The sequence below is a fragment of the Streptomyces solicamelliae genome, from assembly GCF_045348655.1.
Lineage (GTDB): Bacteria > Actinomycetota > Actinomycetes > Streptomycetales > Streptomycetaceae > Streptomyces > Streptomyces solicamelliae.
Genome location: NZ_CP160404.1, coordinates 3,280,431 through 3,293,963, shown reverse-complemented (window position 1 = coordinate 3,293,963; position 13,533 = coordinate 3,280,431). Strand labels below are relative to the sequence as shown.

Here is a 13,533-nt window from a genome sequence, read left to right as displayed (position 1 = left end):
GAGAGCCCCCTGCTCGCCGGTTCGGCGGGTGGGGGGCTTTCGCGTGGGTCCGCTACTTGTTGTGGCCGCCAGGTGCGTGGCCGGCCGGGTTCTGGTTCTCGCTCTCCTGCGTGAGGGTGTCGTTCTGGCAGCTGGGCTGCTGGCCGCCGGGCAGGTTGCCGGCGGGGTTGGTACAGGAGATGGGCTCTTCGTGGATCTTCGCGTCGGCGACTCCCGCGGTGCCGAGACCCAGCGCGAAGGACGCGGCGACCGCCGCGACCGCGGCTCCGACCCGCTTCATCATGGTTCCGGTCATGATGCCACCTCGCAAACCGGACGTATGTCCTTCCGCCCACGCTTGTCCTGTGCATCGCGGTTTGTCAAGGAAATGGGCCCAAAAGCGGAGGAGTTGACGAACTCGCGCGTAGGGTGACGTGACCGTTCGGTACGGTGCGTGCCACCGCCGGGAGGGCGGCTGTGCACCCGCCCCGCCGCGGCGCCGATATTCGGCGGCGGGGGCTCTGCGCGATCGTTTAGCGTGCGGGCATGAGTGGTGTCAGTGGGTTGCGCCTTGAGGTCGTCACGGCCGGGAACGTGGATGCCGTGCTCGCGTTGCGGGTGCATCCCGAGCAGGAGGACAACGTCGCGCCCGTCGCGACGTCGCTCGCCGAGGCGTACGCGTACGGGGAGAACGCCTGGCCGCGGGCGATCTACGACGGGGAGGAACTCGTCGGGTTCCTGATGGCGTTCCTCGACATCGAGTGGTCGGACGGCGGGCGGCGCAGCGGGCTGTGGCGGCTCAACATCGCCGCCGCGCACCAGGGCATGGGGTACGGGCGGTTCGCCGTCGAGGCCGTCGGGGACGAGCTGCGGCGGCGGGGCGTCTCGCAGCTTTACGTGAGCTGGCACCAGGGCGAGCACGGGCCCGGCGACTTCTACCGGCAGCTCGGCTTCCGGGAGACCGGCGAGCTCTCCGGGGACCAGGCCGTCGGGGTCCTCGCGATCTGACGCGGGCCCCGCCCCCGAGGGGCAGGGCCCGCGTACCCGACCGCGCCTAGCAGGCGCCACCGCACTGGCACGGGGCGCCCGACTGGCAGCCGCACCCGCAGCCCGAGCCGCAGCCGCAGGCGCCCAGCAGAGGCAGGAGCCGTTTCGGCTCCTCCGGCGCGGAGTCCGTCGTCGTGATGGGGGAATCGGCCATGGTGGTCCCTCCTCCAAGGCGGGGATCGCCTTCCTCCCCATGACATGCCCATCCGACACGGCGCATCAACGGCGCACGGAGGCGCTGCGGCGCCCAGGCGCTCGTTACGCGCCCTCGACCGGCGACTCCGCCGGCTGCAGCTCGTCCGCGTGCTCCCCCGTCACCAGGTACACCACACGCTTCGCCACGGACACCGCGTGGTCCGCGAACCGCTCGTAGTACCGGCCCAGCAGCGTCACGTCGACCGCCGTCTCGATGCCGTGCTTCCAGCGGTCGTCCATCAGGTGCTGGAACAGCGTCCGGTGCAGCAGGTCCATCTCGTCGTCGTCCTGCTCCAGCTGCAGCGCCAGATCGACGTCCTTCGTGATGATGACCTCCGCCGCCTTCGCCATCAGGCGCTGGGCCAGCTGTCCCATCTCCAGGATCGTCGCGTGCAGGTCCCGCGGCACCGCGGTGTCCGGGAACCGCAGCCGCGCCAGCTTCGCGACGTGCTGCGCCAGGTCGCCCGAGCGCTCCAGGTCCGCGCTCATCCGCAGCGAGGTCACCACGATCCGCAGGTCCGTCGCCACCGGCTGCTGCCGCGCGAGGAGCGCTATGGCCCGCGCCTCCAGGTCGTGCTGCAGGTCGTCGACCTTCTGGTCCGCGGCGATCACGCTCTCCGCGAGCTTCAGGTCCGCGTCGAGCATCGCCGTCGTGGCGCGCCCGATCGCCGACCCGACCAGGCGGGCCATCTCGACCAGGCTCTCGCCGATCGAGTCCAGTTCCTCGTGGTACGCGTCGCGCATCGTGGTCCTCTCTTCACGACAGTCCGGGGTCAGTCAGGAATGACCAGGCATGAACGGGTGAAGCCTCGGACCCCTACGTTGCCACGGTCTGCCCCGTACAAGTCGGGCGCTGCCACCGCAAGTGAACCAGCCCTTTCCCCCCGGTGAACTCTGGGCGACCCCGGCCGCCGAGCGGTTCGCACCAAATGAACCCGGACCGTCCCCACGGTGAACTCTGGGCGACGACTGTTCGAGCAGCCACTCGGACGGCTGGGAGAGTGTCCGCGACCCCGCATAACCTGGATGGCATGGACGTGAACGCGGCGGTCGCCGCATTGGCTGCGATCGCCGGTGTCTGCACCGGCGTGATCGCCATGCTGGCGTTCCGCTGGAGCGAACGCGACCAGGCACGCCCGACCCGTACCTCCCTGCACACCGACGCGGTCCTGCCGCCCGGTGTGGACACGGTGCTGTCGGTGCTCCGCTCCTCCGCCGTCGTCCTCGACGAGAGCGACTCCGTCGTCAAGGCAAGCTCCGCGGCGTACGCCCTGGGGCTGGTCCGCGGCGGCAAGCTCGCCGTCGAGCCCATGCTCAACATGGCCCGCGACACCCGCAGGGACGGCGAGATACGGCAGGTCGAGCTGGACCTGCCGAGACGCGGCACCGGACGCGGCGAGGCGCTCGCCGTCTCCGCCCGCGTCGCCCCCCTGGGCTCCCGCCTGGTCCTGCTGCTCGTCGAGGACCTGACGGAGGCCCGCCGCATCGAAGCCGTGCGCCGTGACTTCGTCGCCAACGTGAGTCACGAGCTCAAGACTCCGGTCGGTGCGCTCTCCCTGCTCTCCGAGGCCGTCATGGACGCCTCGGACGACCCCGAGGCGGTCACCCGCTTCGCCGGCCGCATGCAGATCGAGGCGACCCGGCTGACCAATCTGGTCCAGGAGCTCATCGACCTCTCGCGGGTGCAGGACGACGACCCGCTGGACGACGCCGAGCCGGTCCGGGTGGACGAGCTGGTCGCCGAGGCGATCGACCGCTCCCGGCACACCGCGACCACGAAGCAGATCACCGTGGCGTCCGGAGGAAGTGCCGGGCTGCACGTCTGGGGCCACCGCGGGCAGCTCGCCGCGGCCCTGGGCAACCTCGTCGAGAACGCCGTCAACTACTCACCGGCGCGGACCCGGGTCGGTATCGCCGCCCGCCGCGTCACCGCACCCGGCGGAGACCTGATCGAGATAGCCGTGACCGACCAGGGCATCGGCATCTCGGAGAAGGACCGCGAGCGGATCTTCGAACGCTTCTACCGGGTCGACCCGGCCCGCTCCCGTGCCACCGGCGGCACGGGTCTGGGCCTGGCCATCGTCAAGCACGTGGCCGCCTCGCACGGCGGGGAGGTCACGGTCTGGAGCACCGAGGGTCAGGGCTCCACCTTCACCCTGCGACTGCCCGAGGCGGGTTCCGTACGGAACCGCGACGACTCCGACGCGGACAGCGCCGGCGACGTCGACCACGCCCCCGACACCACCACCGAACCACTCCCTGCCCCGGAGGTCCTTCCGTGACCCGAGTGCTTGTCGTCGAGGATGAGGAATCCTTCAGCGACGCCCTGTCGTACATGCTCCGCAAAGAGGGCTTCGAGGTCGCCGTGGCGACCACCGGGCCCGACGGACTCGACGAGTTCGAGCGCAACGGGGCCGACCTCGTCCTCCTCGACCTGATGCTGCCGGGTCTGCCCGGTACGGAGGTCTGCCGCCAGCTGCGCGGGCGCTCCAACGTCCCGGTCATCATGGTGACGGCCAAGGACAGCGAGATCGACAAGGTCGTCGGCCTGGAGATAGGAGCCGACGACTACGTGACCAAGCCCTTCTCCTCGCGGGAGCTGGTCGCCCGCATCCGCGCGGTGCTGCGCCGCCGCGGGGAGCCGGAGGAGGTCACCCCCGCCGCCCTGGAGGCCGGCCCGGTCCGCATGGACGTCGACCGCCATGTGGTGACGGTCGCCGGCGGCAAGGTCGACCTGCCGCTGAAGGAGTTCGACCTCCTGGAGATGCTGCTGCGCAACGCGGGCCGCGTCCTCACCCGCATGCAGCTCATCGACCGCGTCTGGGGCGCCGACTACGTCGGCGACACCAAGACCCTCGACGTCCACGTCAAGCGCCTCCGCGCCAAGATCGAGCCGGACCCGGGCGCGCCCCGGTACCTGGTGACGGTGCGGGGTCTCGGCTACAAGTTCGAGCCGTAAAGAGCGGGGAGCGCCCCGGTCGGCGGACGGAGTCCGGCGCAGCGTCCCGATGCCTGGGAGGCCCCTCGGGGCCGAGCGGTGCGAGGGGCGCACGCGGGACCGGGCTCGAACCGGACCCGGGCGCGCCGCGCTGCCTGGTGACGGTGCGGGGCCTGGGCTACACGTTCGAGCGGTGAGGAGCGGCTCGCCCCGGTCGGCGGATCGGGCGCGAGGCTCGTGCGTATGCGGCTCGTGCGTATGCGAAAGGGCGCCCTGCCGGATTGCTCCGGCGGGGCGCCCTTTCGCGTGTGTCAGTGACCCGCGCCGTGGCCGGCGTCGCCCGTGGGCTCGCCGGTCTCGGGGGCCGTCGGCTCGCCGGTGGGCTTCTGCGTGGGCTTGCCCGGCTTCGCCGGCGGGGCCGGGATCTCCGTCGGGCCGTAGCCCTCGAAGTAGCTCGTCGCCGGGACGACGAACGCCTGCAGGCCGACGTCGCCGGTCTTGCTGAGCTTGAAGACGACCTCCTGCACGTCGCCGTTCTTGCGCTCCGGCACGCCCTTCTGGATCACGGCGGTCGCGTTGCCCTCGCCGCCGATGACGACCGAGCCGCCGGCCGGTACGACGACCGGGCCCGCGCCCTTGGCGGGGGTCAGCTTCACCGTGGCCGCGGTGCCCGGCAGGGTGATCGACTCGAGGGTCTGCTGCCCCTGACCGTTGTTGAAGATCGTCGCCGAGACGACCGCGGGACCCCGTCGGCCGGACTCGGGCTGGGTGATCACCAGCACGTTCTGGATCTGGACGTCCTCGACCGTGACGGCCGCGTTGTCCGGCTTGACGCCGAGGGTCTGCGCGTTGTTGCCAGCGCCGCAGGCGGTCAGCGAGGCGATCGAGATCACGATGGCGGTGGCGGCGAGGGCGCCGCGTCGAAGGCTGCGGCTCACGGCGGCGGCAACTCCTAGGACGTACGGACGGGCTAAGGAACAGCTAAGGGTGTGTCAGCGCGCTTAGGTTACCGAGCCTCACTCTCGGTCCCGCACCCGACCCGCCCCTTCCGCCCCCGACGTCCCACGGGGGACCCCTTCGGACCGGCGCCCCGGCCCGCCCGGCCGCGTTCGGGATTCGCCTCCCGTTCACATATCCGCCTTGATCAATTCGCCATTTCCGCAGGAAATCCCGGAAGCCCCCGTGATCAATTCAGGAAAGTGTCACGGGCACCCCCGTACGAGTGAGCGATCCTCGAACGGAGCGCGCGGAGATCGGTACACTGAACCGGACAAACCTGGGCATCCCTCGCCTCTTCCGGGCTTCCGGGCAGCTGTGACACGCGCGTTTCTCTCCGTTCACACAGCCCGTCCGACCTGCGAATACCGCCCTCCGGAAGCCCGCCGCAGCACGTTCGCGTCGCTGTTGTCAAGCCCCGAGATATGCCCTGACCTGCGAAAACGCCATTCAGAAGAAGCCGTATCCGTGTTACCCTGGATAGCCACGGAAGGGGTACCTGTCACATGACGTTCAAGGTTGGCGACACCGTGGTCTATCCCCATCACGGGGCCGCGCTGATCGAGGCCATCGAAACTCGCCAGATCAAAGGCGTGGACAAGACCTACTTGGTGCTCAAGGTCGCTCAGGGCGACCTGACGGTTCGTGTGCCGGCGGACAATGCGGAGTTCGTCGGTGTGCGTGACGTAGTCGGTCAGGACGGGCTGGACCGGGTCTTCGAGGTGCTGCGTGCACCGTACGCCGAGGAGCCGACCAACTGGTCCCGTCGCTACAAGGCAAATCTCGAGAAGCTCGCCTCCGGCGATGTCATCAAGGTCGCCGAAGTAGTGCGCGACCTGTGGCGCCGGGAGCGCGAGCGCGGTCTTTCCGCAGGCGAGAAGCGCATGCTCGCCAAGGCTCGCCAGATCCTGGTGAGCGAGCTGGCCCTCGCGGAGAACACGAACGAGGACAAGGCCGAGGCTCTCCTCGACGAGGTCCTCGCGTCCTGACGCGATCGCGATATCAATGCCGCGGTGCCCGCTGACGCTCTGTGAGCTGTGACTCACAGTGCCGTCGCCGGGCACTGCGGCATGTTCGTCTCCTGAAACACCCCCACCACACTCGGCCTCATGCCGCCCACTCGTCCCGTGGAGCGCATGCGTACGCACGGCGCCGGCGCGACCTCACCTGACCAAGTCGTCACGGAAAGGGCCCGGTCAAGGCGTCGCGCCCGGCACGATGGAGGCCATACCCACAAGGGCCGAGGAAACAAACCTGCCGGAGTGCAACCGATGTCAGACGAAACGCGTCCTCTCCGCACCGCCGCCGTGATTCCCGCGGCCGGCCGGGGCGTCAGGCTCGGCCCCGGGGCCCCCAAGGCGCTCCGCGCGCTGAACGGCACCCCCATGCTCGTCCACGCCGTCCGCGCCATGGCCGCCTCCCGCGCCGTCTCGCTGGTCGTCGTGGTCGCCCCCGCCGACGGCGTCGGCGAGGTCAAGCGCCTCCTCGACGAGCACGCCCTGCCCTCCCGCACCGACTACCTGGTCGTCCCCGGCGGCGACGCCCGCCAGGAGTCCGTACGGCTCGGGCTCGAGGCGCTGCCCGAGGGCATCGACATCGTCCTCGTCCACGACGCCGCCCGCCCCCTCGTCCCGGTCGACACGGTCGACGCCGTCGTCGAGGCGGTCCGTGACGGCGCCGTCGCCGTCGTCCCCGCGCTGCCGCTGGCCGACACCGTCAAGGAGGTCGAGCCGACCGCGCCCGGCGAACCCGAGCCCGTCGTCGCCACCCCCGAGCGCGCCCGGCTGCGCGCCGTCCAGACCCCCCAGGGCTTCGACCACGACACGCTGGTCAACGCCCACGCCACCATCGCCCTCGCCGGCGACGGCGCCACCGACGACGCCGGCATGGTCGAACGCCTCGGCGCGCCCGTCGTCGTCGTGCCCGGCCACGAAGAGGCCTTCAAGGTGACCCGCCCCCTCGACCTCGTCCTCGCCGAGGCCGTACTCGCCCGCAGGAGGGCCAACGATGGCTTCTGAGAACCACGCGCTGCCGCTGATCCCCCGTACCGGCATCGGCACCGACGTCCACGCCTTCGAGCGGGGCCGCGAACTGTGGTGCGCGGGGCTGCTCTGGGACGGTGAGGAGTACGGGCTCGCTGGGCACTCCGACGGCGACGTCGCCGCCCACGCCGCCTGCGACGCGCTCTTCTCCGCCGCCGGCGTCGGCGACCTCGGCGCCCACTTCGGCACCTCCCGCCCCGAGTGGTCCGGCGCCGCCGGCGTCACCCTGCTCGCCGAGGCCGCCCGCATCGTCCGCGCCGAGGGCTACGAGATCGGCAACATCGCCGTCCAGGTCATCGGCGTCCGCCCCAAGATCGGCAAGCGCCGCGACGAGGCCCAGAAGGTGCTCAGCGAGGCCGCCGGCGCGCCCGTCTCCGTCTCCGGCACCACCACCGACGGGCTCGGCCTCACCGGCCGCGCCGAGGGCCTGGCCGCCATCGCCACCGCACTGGTGTACACCGCCCCGCGGTAGCGGGCCGTGCGTGTACGGGCAGCCGGCTCGTACACGTACGAGCAGCCTGCCCGTACACGTAAGGGCGGTCGGCTCGTACGCGTAAGGGCGGTGTGCCCGTACGCGCATCGGGTAGCCAACCTGACACGTTCCGAAAAAGTCGCCCCGCGAACCGGGAATCGGGCGCGGGGCACTCACACGCGCCCACTACCCTGGAGTGGTGACCATTCGCCTGTACGACACCAGCGCCCGGCAGATCCGCGACTTCACCCCGCTCAAGCCGGGCCATGTCTCGATCTACCTCTGTGGCGCCACCGTGCAGAGCGCCCCGCACATCGGCCACATCCGTTCGGGCCTGAACTTCGACATCATGCGCCGCTGGTTCGCCTACCGCGGCTACGACGTCACCTTCGTCCGCAACGTCACCGACATCGACGACAAGATCATCACCAAGTCCGTCGACCAGGGCCGCCCCTGGTGGTCCATCGGCTACGAGAACGAGCGGGCCTTCAACACCGGCTACGACGCCCTCGGCTGCCTGCCGCCCACCTACGAGCCGCGGGCCACCGGCCATGTCACCGAGATGGTCGAGATGATGCGCGGCCTCATCGAGCGCGGCCACGCCTACGAGGCCGACGGCAGCGTCTACTTCGACGTCCGCTCGTTCCCCGACTACCTGTCGCTGTCCAACCAGGACATCGACGACCTGCGCCAGCCCACCGAGGAAGGCATCACCGGCAAGCGCGACCCCCGCGACTTCGCCATGTGGAAGGCCACCAAGCCCGGCGAGCCCGACTGGGAGACCCCCTGGGGCCGCGGCCGCCCCGGCTGGCACCTCGAGTGCTCCGCCATGGCGCACAAGTACCTCGGCTCCGCCTTCGACATCCACGGCGGCGGCCTCGACCTGATCTTCCCGCACCACGAGAACGAGATCGCCCAGGCCAAGGCCTTCGGCGACGACTTCGCCCAGTACTGGGTGCACAACGCCTGGGTCACCATGAGCGGCGAGAAGATGTCCAAGTCGCTCGGCAACTCCGTGCTCATCGAGGAGATGGTCAAGCGCTGGCGCCCCGTCGTCCTGCGCTACTACCTCGGCACCCCGCACTACCGCTCCATGATCGAGTACAGCGAGGAGGCGCTGCAGGAGGCCGAGGCGGCGTACGCCCGCATCGAGGGCTTCATCCAGCGCGTCGTCGAGAAGGCCGGCGAGGTCGCCCCCGCCGACGAGGTCCCGACCGCCTTCGCCGAGGCCATGGACGACGACCTCGGCGTCCCCCAGGCCCTCGCCGTCCTGCACACCACCGTCCGCCAGGGCAACAGCGCCCTGGCCGCCGACGACAAGGAAGCCGCAGTCGCCCGGCTCGCCGAGGTCCGCGCCATGCTCGGCGTCCTCGGCCTCGACCCGCTCGACCCGCACTGGGCCGGCGAGGCCGACCGCGGCGCCGGCGCCGAACTCCACGGCGTCGTCGACAGCCTCGTACGCCTCGTGCTCCAGCAGCGCGAATCCGCCCGCGAGCGCAAGGACTGGGCCACCGCGGACGCCATCCGCGACCAGCTCAACCAGTCCGGGCTCGCCATCGAGGACAGCCCCGACGGCCCTCGCTGGTCGATCGCCCACCGCTGATGATGTGCCGCCCGGGTCCCCGGGCGGCACACTTCAATTGCAGACTTCGTACGCGCGCGCCACGCGCCGTACGCCCGCAGCAGTACGCAGTAGAGGAAACAGGTAGTCATGGCCGGGAACAGCCAGCGCAGGAACCGCCGCACGTCCAACAAGAAGGGCGCGACGGTCGGCAGCGGTGGCCAGCGGCGCAAGGGCCTGGAGGGCAAGGGCCCCACGCCGCCCGCCTCCGCCCGCAAGGGACACAAGAAGAACCGCATCGCCAACGCCCAGGCCAAGCAGGCCGCCCACCGCCGCCCCGCCCCGCGCCGCGGCGGCCCCAAGGGCAGCAGCGAGATGGTCGTCGGCCGCAACCCCGTCTACGAGGCCCTGCGTGACGGCGTCCCCGCGGTCACCCTGTACGTCCAGCAGTTCATCGACAACGACGAGCGCGTCCGTGACGTCCTCAAGCTCGCCGGCGAGCGCGGCAACATCAACCTGATGGAGGCCCCCCGCCCCGAGCTCGACCGGATGACCGGCGGCCTCAACCACCAGGGCCTCGTCCTGCAGGTCCCGCCCTACGAGTACGCGCACCCCGAGGACCTCACCGAGGCCGCGTACGACAACGGCGAGGACCCCCTGATCGTCGCCCTCGACGGCGTCACCGACCCGCGCAACCTCGGCGCGATCGTCCGCTCCACCTCCGCCTTCGGCGGCCACGGCGTGGTCATCCCCGAGCGCCGCGCCGCCGGCATGACCGCCGGCGCCTGGAAGTCCTCCGCCGGCACCGCCGCCCGCACTCCCGTCGCCAAGGTCACCAACCTGACCCGCGCCCTGGAGGGCTTCCAGAAGGACGGCCTGACCGTCGTCGGCCTCGCCGCCGACGGCGAGCACACCGTCGAGGACCTCGAGGCCCTGGACGGCCCCGTCGTCATCGTCATCGGCAGCGAGGGCAAGGGCCTCGGCCGCCTCGTCGGCGAGACCTGCGACTACCGCGTCCGCATCTCCATGCCCGGCGGAGCCGAGTCCCTCAACGCCGGCGTCGCCGCCGGCATCGTCCTCTACGAGGTCGCGCGCCGCCGCAACACCCGCTGACGCAGCGCATCGCACCGCACCGCACGGCGTCACACCGCACACCCCGGACCGGGCCCGGCTCTCTGAGCTGGGCCCTTTCCGTACTTCCCGCCCATACCCGCCGATCTTGACGGGTCTCGGACATTCATCGGCCGTCAAGGCAGTGTCCTAAACCCACATCACTCGGTTAGATGAGTGTGGACACAAGAACTCCCCGGCCGGGATTCGACGATCAGCCCGCGCTGAGCATGATCAAAGTGGATTCCGACCCCGCGCAGGTCATCGTGAACCACGCCAGCTTCCGCGTCCGGCTCGGCCCCGCCCAGCAGCCCCGGTTCGCCGTCCCCCGCGCCGCCGCGGCCGGCGCCGCACGACGACGCACCCCCGTCGTATGGACCGGCAAATCCTCCCCGGGCGCCACCGGACTCCTCCAGGCCGTACGGGAATCCTCCGTCTCCACGCTCGAACCCCCGGACACCGGCGCCACCCAGACCATCCCGCGCATCGACCAGACGATGCCCACCCCCATCGTCCCCGCCGCCCCGCTGCTGCCCCCCATGCGGCGCGCGGAAGGCGCGTACGACGAGGTCTACGAGACGGAACCGGCCCGCGGCGGATACGGCGACGGCGACTACAGCGACTACAGCGACTACGGCAACCACGACAACCACGGCGACGGCACCGACGAACGCGCCCGCCGCCACGCCGCCGATCCCCTCCGGCACGCCTACTACCCCGGCCGCCGCATGAACCTCGGCGTGGTGCTCCTCCCGCTCCGCGTCTTCCTCGGCTTCATCTCCATCTACGCCGGCATGGGCAAACTCTGCGACCCCGTCTACTTCGACGGCGGCGAACGCGGCTCCATGGTCAAGTGGCTCAACTCGCTCCACCCCTGGGGCCTCGCCGAACCCCTGCGCGACTTCGCCCTCGCCCACCCCGTCGGCGCCGGCCTCACCGTCGCCTTCCTCCAGGTCGTCGTCGGCGTCCTCACCGTCCTCGGCCTCTGGCAGCGCGTCGCCGCCGTCGTCGGCGCCCTGCTCTCCGCCGCGCTGATCCTCACCGTCAGCTGGAAGACCGTCCCCGTCTACGACGCGCCCGACATCATCTACCTCGCCGCCTGGTCCCCCCTGATCATCGCCGGCGCCCCCGTCTACTCCATCGACGGCCGCCTCGCCGGCGAAGCCTGGCGCACCCTCGGACCCCGCTCCGAACTCTGGGACCTCCGCCGTCGCGTCCTGCGCCGCGGCGCCGTCGTCACCGCCGTCGTCATCGGCCTGACCCTCCTCATCGGCTCCATGCTCGGCGGCGCCGTCCGCTCCACCGAGATGGTCACCGTCCCCGGGCGCGACGACGACCCCATCAACCACCTCCCCGGCCAGCCGCTCCCGCCCGAGCCCGGCGAGCGCAGCCCCTCCCGGACCGCCGAGTCCCGCCCCTCGCCCTCCCGCACGGGCGGCGAGGGCACCGAGGACGACGACGAGCCGAAGGGCGAGTCCTCCCCCTCCGAGACCGTCCGCGAGTCCGGCTCCGTCGAGCAGCGCCCCACCGCCACCCAGGGCTCCGGCGACGACGCGCCCGGCCAGTCCGGCCCGGCCGACCCCCCGCCGCCCCCGCCCGGCCCCACCGGCACCGGCGGCGCCGGCGACGGCGGCTCCTCCGACGGCGGCGGCAACGAGGAGGGCGGCTCGTCCTCCGGCGCGGGCAACAGGAACCCGATCGGCGGGCTCCTGGGCTGAGCCCGGCACGAAGAGGGGCGGCGCACCTGCCGGGTGCGCCGCCCCTCTCGTACGTACGGGACTCGGGTACGGGACGCAGGTACGGGACTCAAAGGCACCCCGTCTCCGTACCTGCCTCCCGTCCCGTACGTGCCTCAGGTACCCGTCCCCGTACGTGCCTCAGGTACGCGTCTCCGTACGTGCCTCAGGTACGCGTCTCCGTACGTGCCTCAGGTACGCGTCCCCGCCAGCTCCTTCGCCGCCTCCGTGAGGTCCTTGGCGGTGTCGATCGCCCGCCAGTACGCGCCCTGCGGCAGCGGATAGCCGGCGAGCCGCCGCTCCCGGGCCAGCCGGGGGAACGTGGTGCGTTCGTGGTCCCCGCGCTCCGGGAGCTGGTCGGTGAAGTCCGCGGAGAAGACGTACACGCCCGCGTTGATGAGGTACGGGGAGGGCGGTGCCTCGATGAAGTCCGTGATGTGACCGAAGGCGTCGGTCTCGACGGCGCCCCACGGGATGCGGGGGCGGGCCAGGGCCAGGGTGGCGGTGGCGTCCCGCTCGGCGTGGAACTCGGCCATGTCACGCAGCGAGAAGCGGGTCCAGATGTCGCCGTTGGTGGCGTACCAGGGCTGCCCCGGCTCGGGGAGATGCGCGGCGGCGTACTTGAGGCCGCCGCCGCGGCCCAGCGGCTCCGACTCGACGACCGTGGTCACCCGGAGCGGCAGCTCGGCGCTCTCCAGCCAGTCCTGGAGCACCTCGGCGAGATGGCCGCAGGACACGACGGCGTCGGTGACGCCCTCGGAGGCCAGCCAGGAAAGCTGATGGCCGATGATCGGGGTCCCGGTGCCCGGGATCTCGACCATCGGCTTGGGGCGGTCGTCGGTGTAGGGGCGCAGACGCGAGCCCTGGCCACCCGCCAGGACCACCGCCTGCGTCGGAGAGGTATGCATACGGCGAACGATATGCGCCCCCTCGCGGAGGGACGGGGACGGCGCTCAGGGGGCGCCGCGGGAGGCCGCTCGGGAGCCGGCCTGCGGGGCGGCTCAGGAGGCGGCCATGACGCCGGTCGCGAAGGACGTGTCGCAGACCGGGCGCGAGAAGGACTGGGCGCGCGTGGGGCCGTACTGCTTCACGGCGGCGCGGCCGAGGGCGCGGGCGATGTCCATGCAGTGCCTGGCGAGCGACGGACGCGCCTCGACCTCGCGCTGCAAGTGGGTCAGCGCCGTCCCGGGGTCCTTCTGCTGAAGCTCTGCGAGCAGCCGGTCGCGCAGAATATCCTGCGGCGCACGGGACTTGGCGGGCGTCGAGACGTCCGCGGAGGACGCGCTCAGCATCTGGGTCCCCTGGGCCTGTCCGGCCCACGGAACGGCGGACACCGCGAGCGTTCCGGAGAGCACCAGGACGACGGGCAGGACGAGTGCGAGAGAGCGGCCGATGCGGCGGGCTGTGTGGGTCACGGAGCGAGCGTAGCGGCCGGTAGTGATATGGCGACATTTAGT

15 protein-coding genes are annotated in these 13,533 nt (G+C 71.4%); 9 read left to right on the top strand and 6 right to left on the bottom strand.

Going from position 1 to position 13,533, the window contains the following annotated elements; translation table 11 throughout:
- Positions 1 to 52: 52 nt before the first annotated feature.
- Entirely contained in the window at positions 53 to 295 is a 243-nt protein-coding gene (locus tag ABZO31_RS15180; protein WP_406861749.1) for a hypothetical protein, read from the bottom strand.
- 230 nt (positions 296 to 525) lie between these two features.
- Here ABZO31_RS15180 and ABZO31_RS15175 point away from each other — a divergent pair, with 230 nt between their 5' ends.
- Positions 526 to 987, top strand: a complete 462-nt coding sequence (locus ABZO31_RS15175) for a GNAT family N-acetyltransferase (RefSeq protein WP_406861748.1) — start codon at positions 526 to 528, stop codon at positions 985 to 987.
- A gap of 46 nt (positions 988 to 1,033) precedes the next feature.
- Here the strand turns inward: ABZO31_RS15175 and ABZO31_RS15170 are convergent, their stop codons facing one another.
- Together ABZO31_RS15170 and phoU are read right to left on the bottom strand one after the other, a co-directional pair.
- Positions 1,034 to 1,180 (bottom strand): hypothetical protein, encoded by a 147-nt coding sequence (locus ABZO31_RS15170; RefSeq protein WP_406861747.1) that lies wholly within the window; start codon positions 1,178 to 1,180, stop codon positions 1,034 to 1,036.
- Positions 1,181 to 1,284: 104 nt separating this feature from the next.
- Positions 1,285 to 1,965, bottom strand: coding sequence for a phosphate signaling complex protein PhoU (gene phoU, locus ABZO31_RS15165; RefSeq protein WP_406861746.1), 681 nt, complete (start codon positions 1,963 to 1,965; stop codon positions 1,285 to 1,287).
- Between the two features lie 287 nt (positions 1,966 to 2,252).
- Here phoU and ABZO31_RS15160 point away from each other — a divergent pair, with 287 nt between their 5' ends.
- Positions 2,253 to 3,503, top strand: a complete 1,251-nt coding sequence (locus tag ABZO31_RS15160) for a sensor histidine kinase (RefSeq protein ID WP_406861745.1) — start codon at positions 2,253 to 2,255, stop codon at positions 3,501 to 3,503.
- Positions 3,500 to 4,180: a response regulator gene (locus ABZO31_RS15155; RefSeq protein WP_406861744.1), complete on the top strand. Its 681-nt coding sequence runs from the start codon at positions 3,500 to 3,502 to the stop codon at positions 4,178 to 4,180. Before ABZO31_RS15160 ends, ABZO31_RS15155 begins: the two co-directional genes overlap by 4 nt.
- 290 nt (positions 4,181 to 4,470) lie before the next feature.
- Here ABZO31_RS15155 and ABZO31_RS15150 read toward each other — a convergent pair whose 3' ends face one another.
- The gene (locus tag ABZO31_RS15150) at positions 4,471 to 5,097 is read right to left on the bottom strand and encodes a DUF461 domain-containing protein (protein ID WP_406861743.1); all 627 of its coding nucleotides are present in this window, start codon (positions 5,095 to 5,097) and stop codon (positions 4,471 to 4,473) included.
- A gap of 564 nt (positions 5,098 to 5,661) precedes the next feature.
- Here ABZO31_RS15150 and ABZO31_RS15145 point away from each other — a divergent pair.
- The 6 genes from ABZO31_RS15145 to ABZO31_RS15120 all read left to right on the top strand — a co-directional run bounded on the left by ABZO31_RS15145 (position 5,662) and on the right by ABZO31_RS15120 (position 12,058).
- Positions 5,662 to 6,144: a CarD family transcriptional regulator gene (locus ABZO31_RS15145; RefSeq protein ID WP_003953493.1), complete on the top strand. Its 483-nt coding sequence runs from the start codon at positions 5,662 to 5,664 to the stop codon at positions 6,142 to 6,144.
- A gap of 282 nt (positions 6,145 to 6,426) precedes the next feature.
- Positions 6,427 to 7,173, top strand: a complete 747-nt coding sequence (ispD, locus tag ABZO31_RS15140) for a 2-C-methyl-D-erythritol 4-phosphate cytidylyltransferase (RefSeq protein WP_406861742.1) — start codon at positions 6,427 to 6,429, stop codon at positions 7,171 to 7,173.
- A complete protein-coding gene (gene ispF / locus ABZO31_RS15135) occupies positions 7,163 to 7,669 on the top strand; it encodes a 2-C-methyl-D-erythritol 2,4-cyclodiphosphate synthase (RefSeq protein ID WP_406861741.1) in 507 nt (168 codons plus the stop codon). Before ispD ends, ispF begins: the two co-directional genes overlap by 11 nt.
- Before the next feature lie 199 nt (positions 7,670 to 7,868).
- Positions 7,869 to 9,272, top strand: coding sequence for a cysteine--tRNA ligase (gene cysS / locus ABZO31_RS15130; protein WP_406861740.1), 1,404 nt, complete (start codon positions 7,869 to 7,871; stop codon positions 9,270 to 9,272).
- 108 nt (positions 9,273 to 9,380) lie between these two features.
- Positions 9,381 to 10,343 (top strand): 23S rRNA (guanosine(2251)-2'-O)-methyltransferase RlmB, encoded by a 963-nt coding sequence (gene rlmB / locus ABZO31_RS15125; protein ID WP_406861739.1) that lies wholly within the window; start codon positions 9,381 to 9,383, stop codon positions 10,341 to 10,343.
- A 170-nt stretch (positions 10,344 to 10,513) separates the two neighbouring features.
- Positions 10,514 to 12,058, top strand: coding sequence for a DoxX family protein (locus ABZO31_RS15120; protein ID WP_406861738.1), 1,545 nt, complete (start codon positions 10,514 to 10,516; stop codon positions 12,056 to 12,058).
- Positions 12,059 to 12,267: 209 nt separating this feature from the next.
- Here the strand turns inward: ABZO31_RS15120 and ABZO31_RS15115 are convergent, their stop codons facing one another.
- Together ABZO31_RS15115 and ABZO31_RS15110 are read right to left on the bottom strand one after the other, a co-directional pair.
- Positions 12,268 to 12,984, bottom strand: coding sequence for a nucleotidyltransferase family protein (locus ABZO31_RS15115; RefSeq protein WP_406861737.1), 717 nt, complete (start codon positions 12,982 to 12,984; stop codon positions 12,268 to 12,270).
- 93 nt (positions 12,985 to 13,077) lie between these two features.
- Positions 13,078 to 13,491, bottom strand: coding sequence for a hypothetical protein (locus ABZO31_RS15110; protein WP_406861736.1), 414 nt, complete (start codon positions 13,489 to 13,491; stop codon positions 13,078 to 13,080).
- Positions 13,492 to 13,533 lie beyond the last annotated feature (42 nt).